Here is a 20818-nt window from a genome sequence, read left to right as displayed (position 1 = left end):
CGCAAGGTAGTGCTTTCGGAAGCCCGACGGCTACGCGGTGTCGTCGTCGGGAAGGCGGCCAACGGTCACGTAGAACGGCACGGTTTCCCGTCGGACGTACTCGCCGGCCTGCATCTGGGCCACGACATCGCGGCCCATCTCGCGCCACGCCGCCCGCAGCTCGTCGTAGGCGCTGTCGGCAAGCCCGCCGGCGGCGAGCTCGGGGCGCTGGTCGGCCAGCCGGTCGGCGGTGGCCTTCCGGGCGGCCGCGTCCAGGTCGCCGTCGTCGTAGGGCGGCTCGGTGACGCGCACGTGTTCGTGGCGCGTCGTGGACACGTCCCGGAGGCCGGCGTCGGCCAGCACGTCGGCGGCGTCGGCGCCGAGCGTGACATCCGTGTGGACGCCGTCGACGTAGAACTCGCGGGCGCGCGCCGACAGCGCCGACTCCGCCGCGACAGTCGACGCCACGGTGACGGCGCTGTTGTCGGGTTCGATGACGGCGACCAGCTCCGAGGAGACGCGCGCGAACTCCTCGACGGCGGCCGCCGGCTCCGGGAGGTTGATCAGCAGCGCCTGGCAGGCAACGAGGTCGCAGGCGTCGTCACGGACCGGCAGCCGGGTGGCGTCGCCGGCGACCCGGTGGGCGGCACCGTCGGCCGTGTGCCCCAGCAGCGTGGTGTCGGCGTCCAGGGCGACCACCGGCGCTGACGACTCGGCGGCCAGGACGCGCGCGAACTCGCCGGTGCCCGCACCGACATCGAGGATGCGTGACCGGTCGGACAGGCGCAGGTCGGCGAGCGCGTCGCGGTCACGCCACATGCCGCGGCGCGTCTCGGTGAGGTAGTCGGCGCTGAACTCGCGCACGCTCGCCCCGATGTCGTGTGGCGGCGAAAAACTGACGGGTCATCGTCCGCCGCGCACTCCCGGAAGACGGGACCGGCCGGGAGTGGGGGATGGCAGGCGGACGCACCTGATCCAACGACCCACGATGACTTAGTTCCGGCTGAGACTGAAACGCGGGTTTGACCGACTGGGTTACGCCCGGAGGTCGCGGACGCGGTCGATGTTCCACGCGAAGCCTCTGCCGTCCTCGTGGGGTGTCTCCAGCACCAGCGGAACGTCGGCGATGGCGTCGTGGTTGATGAACGCGCGCATGCCCGCCTCGCCGATGTGTCCCTCGCCGATGTGGGCGTGTTCGTCCTTGTTCGTGCCGCAGGCGTGCTTGGAGTCGTTGAGATGGACGTACTGCAGGTGGTCGAGGCCGACCACGTCGTCGAACGCCGCGAGGGTGTCGTTGACCGCCGCCTCGGTGGAGAGGTCGTAGCCCGCGGCGAAGGCGTGGGCGGTGTCGATGCAGACGTCGAGGTCCTGGTCGGAGCGAGTCAACACCTCGTGGAGGTGCTCGAAGTCACCGCCGAGCTTCGTGCCGGAGCCGGCGTCGCTCTCGATGAGGACGGTCACGTCGTCGGGGATGTCGAGCTCGTCGAGGGCGGACGCGGCGTTGTCGAGACCGTCGTCCACGCCGGCGCCCGTGTGTGCGCCGAGGTGGACGTTGACGTATGGGATGCCGAGTGTGTGTGCGGCATCGACCTCCGCCTGCATGCTGTCGATGGATTTCGCGCGGAGGTCGTCTTTGGGCGTGCAGAGGTTCACGAGATACGACGAGTGGATGACCCAGGGGCCATCGAGGTCCGCCGCGGTGCCCTCGCGGAACGCCGCCGCTTCGTCGGCACCGATGTTCGGGTCCTGCCAGACCTGCGGGGAGTGCGTGAAGATCTGCCCGCAGTTCCCGCCGACGTCGAGCTCGTTCGTGACGGCGTTATCAACACCACCCGCGATGGAGACGTGTGCACCGACGCGCATACACGTAGTCTGCCGCCGCCCGGACTTAGCGGCTTCGGAGACGGTGGGGTTATGCGTCGCCGGGCGCGGTTCGATCCCGCACCCACGCGTCGGCGGCGTACTTCTCGGCGGCGAGGTCCCGGGCGCGCGCCAGTTCCGCGTCGGTCCACTCCCCCTCGTCGGCGTCCGCCCACTCGCCGAGCGCCCGCTCGACGGCCGTGACTGCGTCGGCCCGGTCGACGCCGGCCTGGGCTTCGATCGTGGTCACGTGCTCGCGGAACGCCGCGGGCGTGGTGTCGGGGTCCGAGAACACCGAGAGGTGGCGCTCGGCGTCGAGCGCGAAGCTGAGCGAGCCGTGCTGGATGACCGCGTCCGCCCGGCGGTACTGGGCGTTCCCGCTGATCTTGCGGCCGGGATCGCCGGCGACGATGTCGTGGGCGGGGTTGAGTGCGCGGAGGTAACAGGCCGGCTGGTGGAGCGCCGGCTGTTCGGTGTCGGTGAACCGGGCGTCGATGCCGAGCCGGTCGAAGGCGTCGAAGACGGGGGTACAGAGCAGTTCGTAGGTGTCCATGAGGTCCCCGGGGAGTTCGTCGGCGGGCGCGACGATGGAGTAAGAGATGTCGGCGTGTGCGTCGTGGTAGATGCCGCCGCCGCCGGTCTGGCGGCGCGTCACGTCGATGCCGGCGTCCGCGGCGGCCGCCCAGTCGACGGAGTCGGTGGCCTGGCGGTACCCCATCGAGAGCGTGTCCGGCGTCCAGGTGTAGACGCGGACCGTGCGGGGGCCGCCGTCGGCGGCCGTCTGGGCGGCGATCTCGTCGAGGGCCATCTGCATCGGCCCGGGGCGGGTGTCCTCGCGAATCAACCGCCAGTCGCGGTCGGCCAAGTCCATGCGCGTGCTTTCCGGGGGAGCAAGAAAAGCGGTTCGTCACCCTGGGGCCGGGGCGTCTCGTGAGTTGGGGGAGGTTATTTAATGGCGTGCCGTGTCCTTCCGAACACATGTCAATCACGAGTGTACCCGGTGTGGTCGATGCGGGGGTGCTGGGCGCGCAATCGGCGGCCGCGGTCCGCGAGAACGCGCTGTTGAGTTCGTCGCTGTGGGTGAACGTCGCGCTCGCGGGGATCGCGATCCTCGTGTTCGTGTATATGGGACGCACCATCAGACCGGGACGACCGCGGCTCATCTGGGGGGCGACGCTGATGATCCCGCTGGTGTCGATCTCCAGCTACCTCGGGCTGCTGTCGGGGCTCACCGTGGGGATGATCGAGATGCCCGCCGGGCACGCGCTGGCCGGCGAGATGGTGCGCAGTCAGTGGGGGCGGTATCTCACGTGGGCGCTGTCGACGCCGATGATACTGCTGGCGCTGGGGCTGCTGGCGGACGTCGATCTCGGCAGCCTGTTTACCGTGATCGCGGCCGACATCGGGATGTGCGTGACGGGGTTGGCGGCGGCGATGACCACGTCGGCGCTGCTCTTCCGGTGGGCGTTTTACGCGATCAGTTGCGCGTTCTTCGTGGTGGTGTTGTCCGCCCTAGTGACCGACTGGGCGGCGTCGGCGTCGAGCGCCGGCACCGCGGAGATCTTCGACACGCTGCGCGTGCTCACGGTGGTGCTCTGGCTCGGATACCCCATCGTGTGGGCGGTCGGCGTGGAGGGGCTGGCGCTCGTGCAGTCCGTGGGAGTCACGTCCTGGGCGTACTCGGTGCTTGACGTCTTCGCGAAGTACGTCTTCGCGTTCATCCTGTTGCGGTGGGTGGCGAACAACGAGCGGACCGTGGCGGTCGCCGGCCAGACGCTTGGCACCATGTCAAGCGACGACTGAGCGCCGCCAGGACGGCGGCCGGCTGATCGCGGCGGCTGTGCGCTTCAGGAGGCTTATACCCGGTGGCCGACTACGCGTGAGTGAATGGTGCGGAACGTCGCCGACGAGATCGCTGCCCTCGACCCGGAGGACTTCCACCTGCTGTCGGGCGTCGAGCACGGGATGCGGTTCTCGGAGTGGGTGAGCCGCGAGAAGCTGCCGGAGTTCTCGCGACTCACGCCCCAGGAGGTCGACTACCGGCTCGACCGGATGCTCGACCGGGAGTTCCTCGAACGGAAGACCATCCAGTACGAGGGCGTCCAGCTCACGTTCGCGGGCTACGACGTGCTGGCGTTGCACACGTTCGCCGAGCGGGACAGCGTCGAGGGGTTCGGCGCGCCCCTCGGCGTCGGCAAGGAGAGCGACGTCTACGAGGTGCAGTCGTTTCGGCCGATGGCGCTGAAGTTCCACCGCGAGGGGTACACGCAGTTCCGGGAGGTCCACCGGGGCCGGGATTACACCAGCGAGAAAGAACACACGTCGTGGCAGTACACCGCACGGAAGGCCGCCGAGCGCGAGTACGACGCCTTGGAGGCGCTGTACCCGACCGTGAACGTGCCGCGGCCGGTCGATCACAACCGCCACGCCATCGTGATGGAGAAGGTCAGCGGCACCGAGCTGTCGAACGCGAAGCTGAACCCCGAGCAGGCGAGCGGCGTGTTGGATCTGATCCTGCGGGAGGTCGCGGCGGCGTACCGCGAGGGGTACGTCCACGCCGACGTCAGCGAGTACAACGTGTTCGTGGATTCGGACGGCGTCGTGTTGTTCGATTGGCCCCAGGCGACGCCGACCGACCACGAGAACGCCCGCGAGTTGCTGGCGCGGGACGTGGAGAACATCGTCCAGTATTTCCGCCAGAAATACCCCAGTGACGTGCCGGCAGTCGACCACGACGCCGTCGTTGGGGCGGTCGCCGACGACGCGTTCGCGTCGGTCACCGAGCACTGAACGCGAGCGCCCACCACCGCCGGGTGCGGCGCGGGACGTGACGTGTGACCGACAGACACCCGCGTATTTATACCGCGGGCGCGGCAACGGCGTTCCAACGCGGAGTTTCACTCATGGACCGAATTGGGCCAGCAGCCACGACGCGGCGGGCCGGGTGCGGTGGCGACACCGAGACAGCAAGCGGGCGTGGCTGGACCACCAACGCAGGCATGGAGGCATCGTAATGTTCGATGAGATGCAGGCGTCGGCGTTCCCCGAGTTCCTGGCCGCGTTCTGGGCGGAGAAGGGCTGGGAGACGTCGGTGACCGAAAACGACGACGGCACGTACCTGGTGGCCGGGGACAAGGACTCGGGGACGCGCGGGCTCATGGGCGTGCGCCCGGACGACGGAACGGAAGTCGACGCCTCGGAGGTCGAGGATTTCCTCGCGTTCTGCGACAAGCAGGGCGTCGACGTCCGGGTGATGGCGACGCTGGGGCGGTTCACGACGGGCGCGCGGACGGCCGCCGACTCCGAGGACATCCACCTCCTCGACCCGAACGAGTTGGCGAACTCGGTGCGGGAGGAGGGCGTCGAAGAGATGGTGACGGAGTACACGGGCGGTGGCGGCGGTGGGGGCGGTCGCTTGCCGTCGCTGCCGGTGTCGGTGCCGACCGGGGTGCCGGTGATCCCGATCCTGGTGGCGGCCCTGGTCGTGGCGGCGGCGGTGTTCGTGGGGCCGACGCTGCTCGGGTCGGTGCCGTTCGTCGACGAGTTGCGGGCCGGCTCGGCGAGCGGACAGCCGATCACGGCGCTGTCGTTGTCCGACGCGGACGCCCCGACGGCGACGGTGCGGTGGACGGCACAACCCCGGGGTGAGATCAGGAACTACACCGCGCCGGCGGGCCAGACGTTCGTGGTGGTGGCCTTCGAAGCGACGGCGACCGGCAGCGAGCCCGTGACGATCCGGGACGAGACGGTGGCGCTCGCGGCCAACGGGACGTTCCGGTCGCCGCAGTCGTTCACCAACGCGTCCACGGCGTTCCGGGCGGCACAGCTCCCCAAGCAGGTGCCGGCGAACGGCACGGCGCGTGGGATCGTGGTGTTCCAGGCGCCCGCCGACTTCGACGGAGCGACGCTGGTTGAGCGGTACGGCGGGCCGGGGCTGCGCTTCCAGCGTGCCGACGACCTCAGCACGGACGTGGCGTCGTTCCGAAGTTCTTAACCCCGCCGGTGGAGTACCGAACAGTAACTCGCTGGTGGCGGGCTCCAGCGGGCGCCTGACGACGCGTCGGGCCGGGATGTGATTCTCGGCGCGCCGGGAATTGAACCACACAACGCCCGCGGACACAGAACAATGGCACGAAGTTTCTATTCGCACATCAAGGAAGCGTGGGAGGATCCCGACGACGGGAAGCTCGCCGAGCTGCAGTGGCAGCGCAAGCAGGACTGGCGCAAGGAGGGCGCGATCGAACGGGTCGACCGCCCGACGCGCCTCGACAAGGCCCGCGAGCTGGGCTACAAGGCCAAGCAGGGCGTCGTCGTGGTGCGCGTGAGCGTGCGCAAGGGGACCGCCCGGAAGTCCCGGTTCAAGGCGGGTCGCCGCACGAAGCGCCAGGGCGTCAACCGCATCGGTCGCGCGAAGAACCTCCAGCGCATCGCCGAGGAGCGCGCCAGCCGGAAGTACGTGAACCTCCGGACGCTGAACTCCTACTGGGTCGGTGAGGACGGCTCCCAGAAGTGGTTCGAAGCGATCCTCCTGGACCCGGAGCACGGCGCGATCCAGAACGACGACGATCTGAACTGGATCTGCGACGACAGCCACAAGAACCGCGTGTTCCGTGGGAAGACGAGCGCGGGACGACGCGCGCGTGGCCTCCAGAACCGCGGCAAGGGCACCGAGGGCCTGCGCCCGTCGACGAACGCCGACAAGCGCAACAAGTCGTAGCGCGAGCGGGCGGCCGATTTCTGCGGTGTGTCGCGGGCCAGCAGTCGCGGTCCCGCGGCGTGAGTACGGAACGTGGCCGTGTCCCAGCCACCGGGCATGCCATGTGAAGACACGACAAACCACTAAGTGGTCGGACTGCGTACACGAACGTATGAGCGACACCGCCGAGACGGAGCTCGCGTTCGACCACGACGACCAGAAGCGCCTCTACAACTACGTCGAGCGCCACGGCGAGTGCACGTACGACGACCTCGAAGCGGCGATGCCGTTGTCCCCGCGGGGCATCCGCCACCACGTCGCCATCCTCCAGCGGGACGGGTTCCTGCGCGTGGACGACGAGGCCGTCACCGTCGCCTTCGACGCCGACGTGGCGGCCGAGACCCACCGCAGCGACGGCATCGAGGTGGTCGTTCGCCCGGCGCGACAGGGGGATCTGTCCGGGCTCGTTGGGGCGATACGGCAGGTCGCCGACGACCGCACGTACATCGAGGCCGAATCCGTCGCCGACATCGTCGACCACGAGGAAGTGTTGTTGCGGCACAACGACGTTGAGGAACGCATGTTCTTCGTCGCGACCGTCGACGAGGCGGTCGTTGGGTGGGTGCACCTGGTCGGCTCCGAGCTGGCGAAGCTCGCACACACCGCCACCCTCACCGTCGGCGTGATCGACGCCCACCAAGGCCACGGGATCGGCGGCTACCTGCTGGAGCGTGGGCTGGAATGGGCCGCCAGCCGGGGCTACGAGAAACTCTACAACAGCGTGCCGGCGACGAACGACGCCGCCATCGGGTTCCTCGAATCCCGTGGCTGGGAGCGCGAAGCCCGCCGCGCCGACCACTACCAGCTTGACGAGGCGTACGTCGACGAGGTGATGATGGCCTACCGGCTGTAGCCACGCGCCCGGGGCTATCCGGTGGCGTCCTCGTTGTGTCCAAAGGCATCCGTGACCGACGGGTTCGCGCCCACCCCGGAGTACACCGTGAGGAGGTCGCCGGCCTGAATGACGGTGTCCCCGCGGGGCGTGATGGGGTCGCCGTCACCGTCGCGCTCGATGGCAACGACCAGCACGTCGTCGGGGAGCGCGCCCGTGTTCGCGGCCTCCTGGAGGGTCGCGCCGGCGACGGGTGCCGAGTCGGTGACGCTGATCTCGAAGACCTCGGCGTGGTCGCCGATGCGCATGTAATCGACGATCGCGGGACGCGTCACGGCCCGGTAGAGGTATTCGGCGATGAGCTGCTGGGGGTTTTCCATCGTGCTCACGCCGATGCGCTCGAAGACCCCCATGTGTTCGGGGTTGTGGACCACCGAGAGGATCGCGGGGATGTCGAACTCCGCGGCCAGCAGGCACACCATGATGTTGGTGGCGTCCTGGTCGGTGGTGGAGATGATGGCGTCGGCGCGCCCGGCGCCGGCGTCGGCCAGCGTGTCTTTGATCGTGGCGTCGTCGTGCAACACGAGGCAGTCGTAGTCGTCTGCCGCCCGGGCGGCGCGGCTGTCGTCGCGCTCGATGACTGCGACCTCGTTGCCCGACCGGGTGGCGACGTCGATGAGCGGAGTGCCGATGTCGCCGGCACCCACGATGATGAGATACATGCGAGCTATCCCCCGAACCGTCGTGTGATCGCGTCACGTACTGACATTGGTGTGTTGTCCGGGCCGCGCGCCATGACGACGGTTTGATCGACGCCCGCACCGACGGCCTCCGGGATCGAGCCGAAGACGGCCTGGGACACCGGTCCCGAGCGCGTTGCGCCGGCGTAAACCATATCGAAGTCGGCGGCGGCGTCGATGACGGCGGCCTCGGTGTCCGTCGAGACGACTACTTCGGTGTCATAGGTCATATATTTGATGCCAGCGCGCTCCGCGAGGGCGTCGATGACCGCCGCCCCACGCTCGGTGGCCGACGCGTCGGCGTCGTCGTCCGCGGGCGGCTGCACGTTCAGCAGCGTCAGCGACGCGTCCGTCTCGTCGGCGGCGACGAATTCGGCCGCACGGCGCGCGGCAACCGGCGCGTGTGGGCCCTCCCCGGCGAGCACCATGATGTCGCTGGCGTCGCCGGCGGCGGCCGGCCCGAGGCGCACGAGCGTGGCGTCACAGGACGCGTGGCCGACCACGGGGTCGATGGTCGACCCCAGGACGTGGTCACGGCGACGCGTGCCCCCCCAGCCGAGCAACACGTGATCGGCGGCCGTGTCCTCGATGACGTCGAGGATGGCGGCCCCGGTGTCGTGGCTGGCGACGGCGCGCGTCCGCAGGCGCACGTCCAGGTCGGCGGCGGCCGCGCTGGCGGCGTCGAGCAGCTCCTGTTGGCGCTCGACGCGCTCCTCTTCGAAGGCGAGGTCCTGGGACAGCGACGTCTGGCGGGGGACCTCGATGACGTTCACCGCGATGACTTCGGCGTGCGCGTCGGTGTGAGCGTGCGCGCTCGCGGCCGCCATGCGCAGGAGGTCGTGTTCCGTGTCCGGGTTCGCAACCGGCACCACGACGGTGTAGGTGTCGGGTGTGTCCGTGTCCGGCGACGAGGACGGCGCGAGTGCGTCGCCGACGAGGCTCTGGCTCGGCGCGCGGGCGCGGGCATAGCAGTAGTACCACGCGATCCCGAACGCCACCAGGACGGTGCCGATCGCGCCGACCGGCGTCGGCGTCACCGGCAGCACGACCGCGACGGACGCCACCCCGATCGTCATGGGGGAGAACGTCACGGACATCTGGACGAGGACCGCGACGCACGCCGCCGCGCCGAGCACCGGCACCACCGGGTACAGCACCGCGGGGATGCGGAACGCCGGGTCGTAGGTGTCGGGGTTCGCGCGCCGCAACACGACCACGGAGACGTGCACGAGGGCGTACGTGACGAGGTACATGAAACTCGCCACCTCGGCCAGCGTGCCGACGCCGACGCCGATCCCGATCAACAGCAGCGTGATGACGCCCGTCGCGGCGATCGCGCGGTACGGCGTGCGGAATCGGTCGTGGACTTCGTTGAGCCAGTTGACGAGGATCTTGTCCCGCCCCATCGCGAAGTTCACGCGCGCCGCCGACAGGATGCTCGCGTTGGCGCTGGAGACGGTCGCGAGCACCGCGCCGACGATCATTGCGAGCGCGCCGACCGAGCCGGCGGTGGCGGGCTGAACGGAGACGAACGGGAGCCAGGAGACCGCGCCGGCAAGCGGCTGGAAGATCTCGCGGGCGACCAGCGCGACCGGAACGTCGGAGCCCGCGAGCACGGGGATGTCGATCGTGCCGGTGGAGACGAACATCACGCCGACGTACATCAGGGTGGGCGTGACGACGGCGGCGATCATCGCCAGCGGGAGGTTCCGGCTGGGGTTTTTGATCTCCTCGGCGCTGGTGGCGATCACCTCGAAGCCGATGAACGTCACGTAGACGGTGCCGATGGTCGCGGCGACCGCCGGCCAGCCGTTGGGGTTGAACTCCGTGATCGTCGGGCCGGTGACCGCGCCGAGCCCGAGGAACGCGAGCACGAGTCCGACCAGCGTGAGCACGATGACGTTCTGGAGCGCGCTGGTTTCTTTGACGCCGTAGTAGTTGACGGCGGTCAGAAGCGCGGCCATCGCGAGCGCGGCAACGGTGATCCCGAGATCCCCCCAGCCGGCGAGGACGCCGACGTACTCGCCCAGTCCCGGCAGGAGGTATTGGCCGAACCCGATCATGTAGAACGCCGACGCGAACGTCAGCCCGGCCCACATCCCCCAGCCGACGATGCTGCCGAAAAACGGCCCCAGCGCGCGGTTGACGTAGTAGTAGCTGCCGCCGGCTTTCGGCATGCCGGTGGCGAGCTCGGACAACGAGAGCGCGGCGAACAGCGACACCATGCCGCCGACGAAAAACGACACCATGCTGGCGGGGCCGGCCTGTTCGGCGGCGATCTTCGGGAGCACGAAGATGCCGGCCCCGATCATCGTGCCGAGACCGATGGTGTAGGCTTCGAGGAAGCCGAGGTCGCGGGCGAGCTCCTGGTCGGTGTTGCTCACGACCCCCACCCCCCGGGCGGGTGGGCGACGACGAGGCGGCGGTGGGCTGTGGACGCGGACGGTGCGACGGGGTGTGTGGTGTGATCGCTCATACTGGTGTGGTGGGTCGCAGCGGGTGCACTGTGGCTCGGCGGGAGATGCGTCAGTGTCGAACCGACAGGAGTGACGGATCCGTGTGGCGGGAGCGCAGCGGAGCGCATGTGCGTTTCGGATTCGCGTGGTGGGCGGCACCGTGGGTCCCCGCGATCGGTGGGCATAACGGCGTCGCGGTGCTGGCTCCCGTGCATGGACGCGGCGCTTGGACCCCCCGACGCGATGGCTGCCAGCGAGGGCGACCTGACGCCGATGATGAGCCAGTATTTCGAGCTCACGCGGCGCTACGACGACGCGCTGGTGTTGTTCCAGGTCGGGGATTTCTACGAGTTGTTCTGTGCGGCCGCGGAGACGGCGGCCCGCATCTGTGAAGTGACGCTGACGGCGCGCGAGGACTCCACGGGCCAGTATCCGATGGCGGGCGTGCCCATCGACACCGCCGAGCCGTACATCGAGGCGCTGCTGGACGCCGGCTATCGGGTGGCGGTTGCCGACCAGGTCCAGGACCCGGACGAGGTGAGCGGCGTGGTGGATCGGGCCGTGACACGGGTGGTGACGCCGGGCACCGTCACCGAGGACGAACTGCTCGGGGGCGCGGACAACAACTTCGTGGCGGCGCTGGCCGGCGGCCGGGACGCCGACGCCGGGTTCGGGCTCGCGCTGCTCGACGTGTCGACCGGCGACTGTTATGCCACACGGCTCGGCGACGAGGCGCGCGTGCGGGACGAACTGGGGCGGTTCACGCCCGCCGAACTCGTCGTCGGACCGGGGGTCGACGCCGACCGGTTCGCCGACGAGGCGTTCGTCGCCGCGTACGACGACGACGCCTTCGAGCCCGCGGCCGCCCGGGAGCGGGTGGCCGACTACTTCGGCGGCGAGGACGTGCTGCCGACGACCGCCGAACTGCGGGCGTGTGGGGCGTTGTTGTCGTACGCCGAGTACACGCGGGGCGGAGCCGGCGACAGCCAGCGTCTCACGTACTTGAACCACGTGACGCGGTACAGTCCCACGGAGCACCTCCAGATGGACGCCGTGGCGTTGCGCAGCCTCGAACTGTTCGAGCAGCGCAGCGTCCACGGGACCGACGGCACGGCGCTGGTGGACGTGCTCGACGAGACGGCGTGCGCGCTGGGCCGCCGGAAGCTCACCGACTGGCTGCGCCGGCCGCTGGTGGATTCGGACGCCATCGCGGCGCGCCACGACGCCGTCGGGGAGCTCGTCGCGGACCCCCTGTCTCGGGAGGAACTCCACGAGCACCTGCGGGACGTCTACGACATCGAGCGGTTGGTGTCGCGGGTGTCCCGAGGGCGGGCGAACGCCCGGGATCTGCGGGCGCTTGCGGACACCCTGGCGGTGGTGCCGGAGGTCCGGGGGTTGCTGGCGGACGCCGACGCCCGGAAGCTGCAGTCGCTTCGGGAAGCCCTCGATGACCTCCCCGAGATCCGGGGGCTGCTCGACCGCGCGATCGTGGCGGATCCGCCACAGGAGCTGACCGACGGGGGCGTGATCCGGGACGGCTACGACGAGCGCCTCGACGACCTGCGGGCGACCGAGCGCGCGGGCAAACAGTGGGTCGACGACCTCGAAGCAGGCGAGCGCGAGCGCACGGGCGTCGACTCGCTGAAGGTGGGCCAGAACTCCGTGCACGGCTACTACATCGAGGTGACGAAGGCGAACATGGACGCGGTGCCCGAGGACTACCAGCGCCGCCAGACGCTGAAGAACGCCGAGCGCTACGTCACGCCGGAGCTGAAAGAACGCGAGGAGGAGATCGTGCGCGCCGAGCAGCGCGCCCAGGACCTGGAGTACGAGCTGTTCGTCGGGATCCGGGAGCGGGTGGCGGAGGCGGCCGAGCGGATGCAGGCCGTGGCGCGCGCGCTCGCGGCGGTGGACGCGCTGGCGTCGTTTGCGGCCGTGGCGGCCGCCCACGACTACACCAAGCCGGTGATGGGCGGCGACGGCATCCACATCGAGGGGGGTCGCCATCCGGTGGTCGAGCGCACCGAGTCCGGGTTCGTGCCGAACGACACGACCCTGAACGACGACCGCCGGGTTGCGGTCATCACCGGGCCGAACATGAGCGGGAAATCGACGTACATGCGCCAGGTCGCGGTGATCGTGGTGTTGGCGCAGGCGGGCTGTTTCGTGCCGGCGGCGGCCGCCGAGTTGCGGGTGGTGGATCGCGTGTTCACGCGGGTCGGTGCCAGCGACGACATCGCGGGCGGGCGGTCGACGTTCATGGTGGAGATGACCGAGTTGGCGTCGATCCTGCGCGCGGCGACCGACGAGTCGCTGGTGTTGCTCGACGAGGTGGGCCGCGGGACCGCGACGACCGACGGGCTCGCGATCGCGCGCGCGGTGACCGAGCACATCCACGACGCCGTGGGGGCGACGACGCTGTTCGCGACCCACCACCACGAACTCACGGCGGACGCCGACCGCCTGCCGGACGCGCTGAACCTGCATTTCGCGGCGACCCGGGGGGACGACGGGGTCGCCTTCGAGCACGCGGTGCGGGCGGGCGCTGCGACTGCCTCCTACGGGGTGGAGGTCGCGCGCACCGCCGGCGTCCCCGAGCCAGTCGTGGACCGCGCCCGGGAGCTGCTCGATGCGCCTGCGACGGCCGACGGGGGCGACGGCGGGACGACCCCCACAGCGGACGCGAACGGCCAGCGCGGGGCGGCCGCCGGGATCGTCGCGGAGCTGCGTGACGTGAGTGTCGCGGAGCTGACGCCCATCGAGGCGTTGAACGTGCTCAACGATCTCGCGAGCCGGGTGGACTGACCGGCGAGAACGTCAGCCCGCGGTCGGCCAGCAGCCGCCTGGTTTTCGCGGTGACGGCGGGCGCGACGAGGATGCCCCGCACGGTGGCGTCGGCGTGGAGGGTGCGACGGAGCGCGGCCACGTACCGTTGGAGCTGCGAGGCCGCCGCCGGGCCCGCGCGCACGTTTTTCAGCTCGACGGCGGTCACGGTGCCGTCGGCGTCCCGGCCGTAGATGTCGATGGGGCCGGCGGGCGTGTCGCGCTCGGTGGCCAGCGGCTGGAACCCGGGCTCGACGAGATCCGGGGTGTCGAGCACGTGGTCTTTGAGCGCGGCCTCCGTTCCGGACACCGTGGTGGCGTCCGCGCCGGCGGCGTCGAACGCTGTCGCTGTGTGCACGGCGTCGAAGCGGACGCGCAGCGCGCCGGCGGTGTGGCCGCCGTCGCAGGCGACGGTGAGACCGTCGGCGGCGTCGACGGTGACCGGGCCACCGGACGCCCACGCGTCGGGGTCGCGGCCGCTGGCACCGTGGACCACCACGGTGTCGTCGGGTTTCCAGAGGAGGGTGCGCACGCCGGCCGCGAGGTCGCGCTGCGAGCGCCCGGTGAGCGTGGCCACGCAGGAGCCGATCAGGGAGACGGTGAGGCCGTCGGCGGCGGCGTCGGTGGCGAACGCGGCCGCACGGTCGGCGGTGGGGTCCGTGAGCGTTCGCGGCATGGGCGGGGGTTTGCCTGCGGGGTGGAAAAACGACCGGGTGCAGCCCGCCGTCGTTTAAGTGTCTCTGGCGACAAGGAGTAGATACGAGCGGCGACGCGCGGTGTTCTGTGGTCCATCCGATGCCCGGCAGCGACGGTCACGCCGTCGGCACACACCCCCGGAGTCGGCGTGTTCTTTTGTTGCGCCGTCGTACGGAGCGGTGTGACGGGATCAATCACGGTGTATTCGGACTACGTCTGTCCGTTCTGCTATCTCGGGCGGCAGTCACTCGAAACCTACCGGGAGGCGCGCGACGACGCGGCACCCGCCCTCGAAATCGACTGGCAGCCGTTCGACCTGCGCAGCCGGCAGCGGCGGCCGGACGGCACGCTCGACGAGAGTGTCGACTCCGGGAAGGACGAGGCGTACTACGAGGAGGCGCGGCAGAACGTCGAGCGGCTGCGCGAGGAGTACGGTGCCGACGAGATGAGCACCGACCTCGTCGGCGACGTCGACGGCTTCCGGGCGCAAGTCGCCTCCCTGTACGTCAAGGAGACGTTCCCGGAGCAGTGGCTCGCCTTCGACGAGGGCGTGTTCGCGGCGCTCTGGGCGGACGACCGCGACGTGGGCGACGCCGACGTGCTGGCCGACATCGCCGACGGCGTCGGGCTGGACGGCGAGGAGATCCGGACGGTCGTCGACGACGAGGCGTGGCGGGATCGCCTGCGCGACGAGTTCGCGGACGCCCGCGAGGCCGGCATCACGGGCGTGCCGACGTTCGTCTACGACGGCCACGGCGCTCGCGGCGCGGTGCCCCCGAGCCAGCTCGAACGGCTGGTGGAAGGCGTCTAGGGCCGGCGAGCCCGCGGGCGGCGCATCGCGTCGTCGTTTAAGTGGTTCTGGCGACAAGGAGTAGATACGAGCGAGGATTCTCGGCGTCCCACACCCGGCAGCCGTGGCTCCGGGCCGAGGATTTATTCCCCGGAAGCACCCAGCAGGGAGTATGCCAGCAGACGCGGGGCAGCGACTCCAGTGGACGGACCCGGACGACGGCGACCGCGCTGTCGACGCACGCGCAGGGTCGGGGTCGCTGTCCCGCGCGGAAGCCCGCCGCGACTCGACGGTGCGCCAGTGGGGTGTTGTCTCCCCGAGCGCGACCGTCATCGGCCGCCCGGAGTCCCCGGACGGCGACCTCTCGGACAGCGTGCGCCGGCTCCACGAGGGCCGCCACCACGCCACCGACGGCACCAGCCAGCGCGCCCACCGACTGGACCGCCTGCGGACGACCCAGGCGCTGTGCACGGCGATCGGCGTGACGCCCTGGCAACGCGACGTGGCCCTGGGCGTGATGGACACCATCGACCTCACAGCGTTCGGCAGCCAGCGCGCCATCGAGAAGGTGGCGCTGGTGGCCATCCGCCACGTCGTCGACGTCGACCGCCGCCAGTACCTCGGGCTGGACGACCTCGACGGGGCGGAGCTCACGCAGGGCCGGATGGCGGAGCTGTTCGACCGCTACAAACGCCACGACATCACCGACGAGCCCGCGTTCCAGCGGCTCGCGGACCACCACCACCTCGACCAGACGAGTCTCAACCGACTGCGGCGCGTGCTCACCGACCAGCTCACCGACGGGCTGCCGGCGTACGGCCGGACCCCACACCGCGACCCCCACCTGCCGTCGCCGGCCGACGACGACGCGGCGTGACTACGCGTGGTCGGCGATGAACGCCTCGATGGCGTCCCCGCCCTGGAACCCGTCGGCGAGCCGCCCGACCTCGGTGCCGTCCTCGACGAGCACGAGCGTGGGCACGCTTCTGATCGCCCACTCGTCGACGAGCCCGATGTCGTCGCCGGGGTTGACCATCACCACCGGCACGCCGGTGTCGCGGGCGACGTTCCCGACGACGGGTTCGATTGCCTGGCACAACGAACACCCGGTCGTGTAGAACAACACGAGAACACGGTCAGCGCCCGCGATCGCGGCGTCGAGGTCGTCGCCGTCGGCGACGCGATCGGGGCGGCGGTGCTGTACAGTCACGACTCCCGGTACGGTGCGGGCACGCAAAAGAACTGGTTCCGGTGGGGGATGCTGCCGGGACGACGGCGTTACTCCTCGTCGTCGTCGTCGTCGCTGTCGTCGGCGGCGTCCTCGATGTCGCCGATGTACGACTGGGACTCGTCGGCCGCGAGCTCGCGGTAGGTCCCGGTGTCGGCGTCCACGATCCCGACACCCACGCCATCACCGCTGAGGGCGTCCTCGCGGCCCTCGTTGAGGGCGCGCAGCGCGAGGTCGATGCCGTCGTCGACCGAGAGGTCGGCGTCGTATTCGTCTTCGAGGAACTCCTGGATGTCCCCGCGGTTGGAGCCGATGGCGACGGCCTTCCACTCGTTGGACGTGCCGGACGGATCGGTCTCGAAGAGGCGGGGTTCGCCGCCCTCGACGCCAGCGATGAGGAGCGCAACGCCGAACGGGCGCGCGCCGCCGACCTGGGTGTACTGCTGGATGTGGTCGGTGACGCTCTTCGTGAGCGTGCGCACGCCGATGGGCTCGTCGTAGCGCACGCGCTCGACCTGGGACTGCTGGCGTGCGAAGTCCACGAGCTGGCGGGCGTCGGCGACGTGGCCGGCGCTGGCAGCGCCCACGTGGTCGTCGATCTTGTGGAGTTTCTCGACGCTGGAGCCTTCGAGCAGCGGCGAACGGGTCTGCTTGTCGACGACGAGAACGACACCCTCGGGGGTGCGCACGCCGATGCTGGCCGTCCCTCGTTTCACTGCTTCCCGCGCGTATTCCACCTGATAGAGCCGGCCGTCAGGGGAGAAAATGGTGATTCCCCGGTCGTAGGCCTGCTGCTGGTTCTGACCCTGCATGGTTTCCTTGGGTTCGTGTTGTGCCCCGCAACGTAAAGGGCTTTGACTTTCGGTAGTCGATCGCCGGAACAATATCGGATCGACCCGCGGGGCGTCACGCCGGGGTTCTTGTGGCGCGGCACCGAAGCGCGGCCATGGACGATGGGAAGGCCGGCCGGGGGTTCTTCGACGACCACATCGCGGGCCGGACGGGCGCGGACCGCGACGACGTCCGCCTCGGGCCGACGTACGGTGCCGACTTCGGGGTGGTTGCGGTCGCCGACAGCGTGGTGGCGATGGCGACCGATCCCGTCTTCGTGTTGCGGGCGCTGGGGATCGAGCGCGCGGCGTGGTTCGCGTTCCACATCTGCGTGAGCGACGTGGCGCTGTCGGGGCTGTCGCCCGCGCATCTGGCCGTCGATCTGAACCTACCCCCGGACACCGCAACGGAGACGTTCGACGCGATCTGGGAGGTGTTCGACCGCGAAGCGCGCGCGCTGGGCGTGAGCCTGACGACCGGGCACACGGGCACCTACGAGGGGTGTTCGTTCCCGACGGTCGGCGGCGCGACGGCGCTGGCGGTCGGTGCCGCCGAGGACGTGGTGACGCCCACGGGGGCGCAGCCCGGCGACCGCGTGGTGGTCACGAAGGGCCCGGCGGTCGAGACGACGGGCATGCTCGGCGTGCTGTTCGGGGACCGCCTCCCGATCAGCGCGGCCGCCGCGGCGGCGGCCCGCGACCGGTTCGCGGACGCCACGCCGGTGCGTGACGCCGCGACGATGGCGGCGGCGGGCGAGGTCACAGCCATGCACGACGCCACCGAGCGCGGGCTCGCCAACGGCCTCCACGAGCTGGCGGCCGCAAGCGGTGTCGGGCTGTCGGTCGCGCGGGACGCCGTCCCCGTGCTGCCGGGGGTGCGGGCGGTCTGCGAGCAGTTCGGGATGGACGCGTGGGCGGCGTCCAGTGAGGGCACGGTGATCGCCGCCGTCGATCCCGGGAGCGTCGACGCGGTGCTCGGGGCGCTGGGCGACGAGGGCATCCCGGCTGCCGACGTTGGCGTCGTCGAGGCCGGGGGCGGCGTCACCGTGGACGGCGACCCGCTGGCGGAGCCGGCGGCCGACCCGCTGTGGCCGGCCTACCGGACCGCACGCAGCCGGTACGGCGACGACGCGTAGGCGGCGACCACACCGCAAGCCTTCTTGGCGGTGGCTGCGACCATCCACGTGATGCCAACGGAGGCGCTGGGATGGGGATCGTAGACGAGTTCCAGGCGTTGAAAGCCGAGACCGACGCGGACCTGCTGGCGATGCAGGTGGGGGATTTCTACGAGTTCTTCGCGGCGGACGCGCGAACGGTCGCGTCGGTGCTTGACCTGCAGGTGTCGGAGAAGTCCAACCACGGGTCGTCGTATCCGATGGCGGGCGTGCCCGTCGACGACCTGACGCCGTATCTGGCGGCGCTCGTGGAACGGGGCTACCGGGTCGCGGTCGCCGAGCAGTCCGAGACCGACGCGGGCGACATCGAGCGCGAGATCGAGCGCGTAGTGACGCCCGGCACCCTGCTGGCGTCGACGGACGCCGACCCCCGGTATCTGGCGGCGGTCGTGCGCGAGGCCGGCGGCGACTGGGGGCTGGCGTTCGTGGACGTGACGACCGGGCAGTTCCGCGTGACCCGTGGCGCCGACCGCGCGGACGCGGTCACGGAGCTGTACCGGTTCGCGCCCGCGGAGGTGTTGCCCGGGCCGGCGCTGCGCGGCGACGACGAGTTCCTGGGCGTGCTCCGGGAGCGCACGGACGCGACGCTGACGCTGCACGACGCCGGCGCGTTCGACGCCGGGCGGGCGACACACCGGGTGCGCGAGCAGTTCGGCGACGGCGTGATCGAGAGCCTGGGCGTGGCCGCCGACGGGCCGGTGGTGCGGGCGGCGGGCGCGGCGGTGGGCTACATCGCGGCCGCCGACGAGGGCGTGCTGGCGTCGGTGTCCCGCATCCAGCCGTTCGGCGGCGGCGACCACGTGGAGCTGGATGCGACGACCCAGCGCAACCTCGAACTGACCGAGACGATGACCGGCGGCAGCGACGGCTCGCTGCTGGCGACCATCGACCACACCGCGTCGGCGGCGGGGGGCCGCCGGCTCGCGGCGTGGGTGACACGCCCCACCCGGGACCGCGCGGAGCTGGACCGCCGGCAGGCCGCGGTGGGCGCGCTGGCGGACGCCGCGCTCGCGCGAGACGCGCTGGGTGACGTGCTGGGTGAGATCTACGATCTCGAACGGCTGGCCAGTCGCGCCGCCAGCGGGCGCGCCGACGCCACCGATCTGCTGCGGGTGCGGGACACGCTGGCGGCGCTGCCGGACGTGGCGGACGCGCTCACGACGACCCCCGAGTTGGCGGAGTCGCCGGCCCGAGACGTGCTGGCGCGGGTCGACCGAGCGGCCGCCGCCGACGTGCGAGCGGAGCTTGCGGACGCACTGGCGGACGACCCGCCGAAGACGCTCTCGGAGGGCGGCCTGCTCCAGGCGGGGTACGACGAGGCGCTCGACGAGCTGCTGGCGGCCCACGACGAGCACCGGGCGTGGCTGGACGGGCTTGCCGACCGGGAGAAAGACCGCCTGGGCGTCACCCACCTGCAGGTCGACCGGAACAAGACCGACGGCTACTACATCCAGGTGGGGAACAGCGAAACCGACGCCGTGCCCGACGGCGAGGACGGCGCGTACCGCCGGATCAAGCAGTTGAAGAACGCCACCCGGTACACCACGGCGGAGCTCGACAGCCACGAGCGCGAGGTGTTGCGCATCGAGGCCGAGCGCGCGGAGCTCGAACGGGAGTTGTTCGCGGCGCTTCGTGAACGGGTGGGGGAGCGCGCGGCGGTGCTGCAGGACGTGGGGCGGGCGCTCGCGGAGGTGGACGCGCTCGTGAGTTTGGCCGAGCACGCCGCCGCGAACCAGTGGGTGCGCCCCGAGTTGGTGGCCGGCGACGGCCTCGACATCGACGCGGGCCGCCATCCGGTGGTCGAGCAGACGACGTCGTTCGTCCCGAACGACGCACGGTTCGATGCGAGCCGGCGCTTCCAGGTCGTCACCGGGCCGAACATGAGCGGGAAGTCGACGTACATGCGCCAGGTCGCGGTGATCGTGTTGCTCGCGCAGGTCGGGAGCTTCGTGCCGGCGGACGCCGCCCGCATCGGGCTGGTGGACGGGATTTACACGCGGGTGGGCGCGCTCGACGAGCTGGCTGGCGGGCGGTCGACGTTCATGGTCGAGATGGAAGAGCTGTCCCGCATCCTGCACGCCGCCACCAGCGACTCGCTGGTGGTCTTAGACGAGGTGGGGCGGGGAACGGCGACCTACGACGGCATCTCCATCGCGTGGGCGGCGACCGAGTACCTCCACAACGAGGTGCGCGCCACCACCCTGTTCGCGACCCACTACCACGAGCTGACGGCGCTTGCCGACCACCTCGACGCGGTCGTGAACGTCCACGTGGCCGCCGAGGAGCGCGACGGCGCGGTGACGTTCCTGCGGACGGTTCGGGACGGCGCGACCGACCGATCGTACGGCGTGCACGTGGCAGCCCTCGCGGGCGTCCCGGAGCCGGTCGTGGACCGCGCGCGCGGCGTGCTCGATCGGCTCCGGGAGGAGAACGCGGTGGAAGCCAAGGGGTCGGCCGGCGAGTCGGTGCAGGCCGTCTTCGACGTGGACAGCGGCGGGTTCGTCGACGACGCGGGCGACGACGGCGAGGCGGACGACCCCGAGGCGGCGGCCGTCCTGGACGAGCTCCGGACCGTGGAGCTGGCCGAAACGTCGCCGGTCGAGCTGCTCGGGACGGTGCAGGCCTGGCAGGACCGACTGGAGGACTGAGGCAC

18 protein-coding genes are annotated in these 20818 nt (G+C 70.7%); 10 read left to right on the top strand and 8 right to left on the bottom strand.

Annotation, left to right across the window (positions count from 1 at the left end; translation table 11 throughout):
- Positions 1-30: 30 nt before the first annotated feature.
- The 3 genes from JT689_RS02200 to JT689_RS02190 form a co-directional block, all read right to left on the bottom strand.
- Positions 31-843, bottom strand: a complete 813-nt coding sequence (locus JT689_RS02200; protein WP_012289114.1) for a class I SAM-dependent methyltransferase — start codon at positions 841-843, stop codon at positions 31-33.
- Between the two features lie 171 nt (positions 844-1014).
- Positions 1015-1842: a deoxyribonuclease IV gene (locus tag JT689_RS02195; RefSeq protein WP_010902092.1), complete on the bottom strand. Its 828-nt coding sequence runs from the start codon at positions 1840-1842 to the stop codon at positions 1015-1017.
- A 49-nt stretch (positions 1843-1891) separates the two neighbouring features.
- Positions 1892-2710, bottom strand: a complete 819-nt coding sequence (locus JT689_RS02190) for a biotin/lipoate A/B protein ligase family protein (protein WP_010902091.1) — start codon at positions 2708-2710, stop codon at positions 1892-1894.
- A gap of 107 nt (positions 2711-2817) precedes the next feature.
- Between JT689_RS02190 and hop the strand changes: the two genes are divergently transcribed.
- The 5 genes from hop (at position 2818) to JT689_RS02165 (ending at position 7448) form a co-directional block, all read left to right on the top strand.
- The gene (gene hop / locus JT689_RS02185; RefSeq protein WP_010902090.1) at positions 2818-3642 is read left to right on the top strand and encodes a halorhodopsin; all 825 of its coding nucleotides are present in this window, start codon (positions 2818-2820) and stop codon (positions 3640-3642) included.
- Between the two features lie 84 nt (positions 3643-3726).
- A complete protein-coding gene (locus JT689_RS02180; RefSeq protein WP_010902089.1) occupies positions 3727-4629 on the top strand; it encodes an RIO1 family regulatory kinase/ATPase in 903 nt (300 codons plus the stop codon).
- A gap of 223 nt (positions 4630-4852) precedes the next feature.
- On the top strand, positions 4853-5833 hold the full coding sequence (locus JT689_RS02175) for a restriction endonuclease (protein WP_010902088.1): 981 nt from the start codon (positions 4853-4855) through the stop codon (positions 5831-5833).
- 132 nt (positions 5834-5965) lie between these two features.
- On the top strand, positions 5966-6556 hold the full coding sequence (locus JT689_RS02170; RefSeq protein ID WP_010902087.1) for a 50S ribosomal protein L15e: 591 nt from the start codon (positions 5966-5968) through the stop codon (positions 6554-6556).
- A 151-nt stretch (positions 6557-6707) separates the two neighbouring features.
- Positions 6708-7448: a GNAT family N-acetyltransferase gene (locus tag JT689_RS02165; protein ID WP_010902086.1), complete on the top strand. Its 741-nt coding sequence runs from the start codon at positions 6708-6710 to the stop codon at positions 7446-7448.
- A 14-nt stretch (positions 7449-7462) separates the two neighbouring features.
- Here the strand turns inward: JT689_RS02165 and JT689_RS02160 are convergent, their stop codons facing one another.
- Both JT689_RS02160 and JT689_RS02155 read right to left on the bottom strand, forming a co-directional pair.
- A complete protein-coding gene (locus JT689_RS02160) occupies positions 7463-8149 on the bottom strand; it encodes a TrkA family potassium uptake protein (protein WP_205251385.1) in 687 nt (228 codons plus the stop codon).
- Between the two features lie 5 nt (positions 8150-8154).
- Complete coding sequence (locus JT689_RS02155; RefSeq protein WP_229373389.1) at positions 8155-10551, bottom strand: amino acid permease; 2397 nt, start codon at positions 10549-10551, stop codon at positions 8155-8157.
- A 285-nt stretch (positions 10552-10836) separates the two neighbouring features.
- Between JT689_RS02155 and mutS (JT689_RS02150) the strand changes: the two genes are divergently transcribed.
- On the top strand, positions 10837-13428 hold the full coding sequence (gene mutS / locus JT689_RS02150; RefSeq protein ID WP_205251383.1) for a DNA mismatch repair protein MutS: 2592 nt from the start codon (positions 10837-10839) through the stop codon (positions 13426-13428).
- Here mutS (JT689_RS02150) and nucS read toward each other — a convergent pair.
- Positions 13400-14122, bottom strand: coding sequence for an endonuclease NucS (gene nucS / locus JT689_RS02145; protein ID WP_205251382.1), 723 nt, complete (start codon positions 14120-14122; stop codon positions 13400-13402). The genes mutS (JT689_RS02150) and nucS overlap by 29 nt on opposite strands.
- 201 nt (positions 14123-14323) lie before the next feature.
- Here nucS and JT689_RS02140 point away from each other — a divergent pair, with 201 nt between their 5' ends.
- Both JT689_RS02140 and JT689_RS02135 read left to right on the top strand, forming a co-directional pair.
- On the top strand, positions 14324-14953 hold the full coding sequence (locus JT689_RS02140; protein ID WP_010902081.1) for a DsbA family protein: 630 nt from the start codon (positions 14324-14326) through the stop codon (positions 14951-14953).
- 151 nt (positions 14954-15104) lie between these two features.
- Positions 15105-15809, top strand: a complete 705-nt coding sequence (locus tag JT689_RS02135; protein ID WP_205251381.1) for a DNA-directed RNA polymerase subunit epsilon — start codon at positions 15105-15107, stop codon at positions 15807-15809.
- Here JT689_RS02135 and JT689_RS02130 read toward each other — a convergent pair whose 3' ends face one another.
- Complete coding sequence (locus JT689_RS02130; protein ID WP_205251380.1) at positions 15810-16142, bottom strand: thioredoxin family protein; 333 nt, start codon at positions 16140-16142, stop codon at positions 15810-15812.
- 68 nt (positions 16143-16210) lie between these two features.
- Entirely contained in the window at positions 16211-16972 is a 762-nt protein-coding gene (gene psmA / locus JT689_RS02125) for an archaeal proteasome endopeptidase complex subunit alpha (RefSeq protein WP_205251379.1), read from the bottom strand.
- A gap of 134 nt (positions 16973-17106) precedes the next feature.
- On the opposite strand from psmA, the gene JT689_RS02120 reads away from it, so the two are divergent.
- Both JT689_RS02120 and mutS (JT689_RS02115) read left to right on the top strand, forming a co-directional pair.
- A complete protein-coding gene (locus tag JT689_RS02120; RefSeq protein WP_205251378.1) occupies positions 17107-18126 on the top strand; it encodes an AIR synthase-related protein in 1020 nt (339 codons plus the stop codon).
- 71 nt (positions 18127-18197) lie between these two features.
- Positions 18198-20813: a DNA mismatch repair protein MutS gene (gene mutS, locus JT689_RS02115; RefSeq protein ID WP_205251377.1), complete on the top strand. Its 2616-nt coding sequence runs from the start codon at positions 18198-18200 to the stop codon at positions 20811-20813.
- The last annotated feature ends 5 nt before the right edge of the window (positions 20814-20818 follow it).

Origin of the sequence: Halobacterium sp. GSL-19, from assembly GCF_016917855.1 — an archaeon.
Classification (GTDB): domain Archaea; phylum Halobacteriota; class Halobacteria; order Halobacteriales; family Halobacteriaceae; genus Halobacterium; species Halobacterium salinarum.
This window is presented reverse-complemented; position numbering and strand designations above follow the sequence as displayed.

Bases quoted from the DNA above. Each gene is read 5' to 3' on its own strand.
- JT689_RS02190 (WP_010902091.1), bottom strand. From the start codon at position 2,710: ATGGACTTGGCCGACCGCGACTGGCGGTTGATTCGCGAGGACACCCGC.
- JT689_RS02195 (WP_010902092.1), bottom strand. From the start codon at position 1,842: ATGCGCGTCGGTGCACACGTCTCCATCGCGGGTGGTGTTGATAACGCC.
- mutS (WP_205251377.1), top strand. From the start codon at position 18,198: ATGGGGATCGTAGACGAGTTCCAGGCGTTGAAAGCCGAGACCGACGCG.
- JT689_RS02160 (WP_205251385.1), bottom strand. From the start codon at position 8,149: ATGTATCTCATCATCGTGGGTGCCGGCGACATCGGCACTCCGCTCATC.
- JT689_RS02135 (WP_205251381.1), top strand. From the start codon at position 15,105: ATGCCAGCAGACGCGGGGCAGCGACTCCAGTGGACGGACCCGGACGAC.
- JT689_RS02170 (WP_010902087.1), top strand. From the start codon at position 5,966: ATGGCACGAAGTTTCTATTCGCACATCAAGGAAGCGTGGGAGGATCCC.
- nucS (WP_205251382.1), bottom strand. From the start codon at position 14,122: ATGCCGCGAACGCTCACGGACCCCACCGCCGACCGTGCGGCCGCGTTC.
- JT689_RS02180 (WP_010902089.1), top strand. From the start codon at position 3,727: ATGGTGCGGAACGTCGCCGACGAGATCGCTGCCCTCGACCCGGAGGAC.
- mutS (WP_205251383.1), top strand. From the start codon at position 10,837: ATGGACGCGGCGCTTGGACCCCCCGACGCGATGGCTGCCAGCGAGGGC.
- JT689_RS02120 (WP_205251378.1), top strand. From the start codon at position 17,107: ATGGACGATGGGAAGGCCGGCCGGGGGTTCTTCGACGACCACATCGCG.
- hop (WP_010902090.1), top strand. From the start codon at position 2,818: ATGTCAATCACGAGTGTACCCGGTGTGGTCGATGCGGGGGTGCTGGGC.
- JT689_RS02175 (WP_010902088.1), top strand. From the start codon at position 4,853: ATGTTCGATGAGATGCAGGCGTCGGCGTTCCCCGAGTTCCTGGCCGCG.
- psmA (WP_205251379.1), bottom strand. From the start codon at position 16,972: ATGCAGGGTCAGAACCAGCAGCAGGCCTACGACCGGGGAATCACCATT.
- JT689_RS02165 (WP_010902086.1), top strand. From the start codon at position 6,708: ATGAGCGACACCGCCGAGACGGAGCTCGCGTTCGACCACGACGACCAG.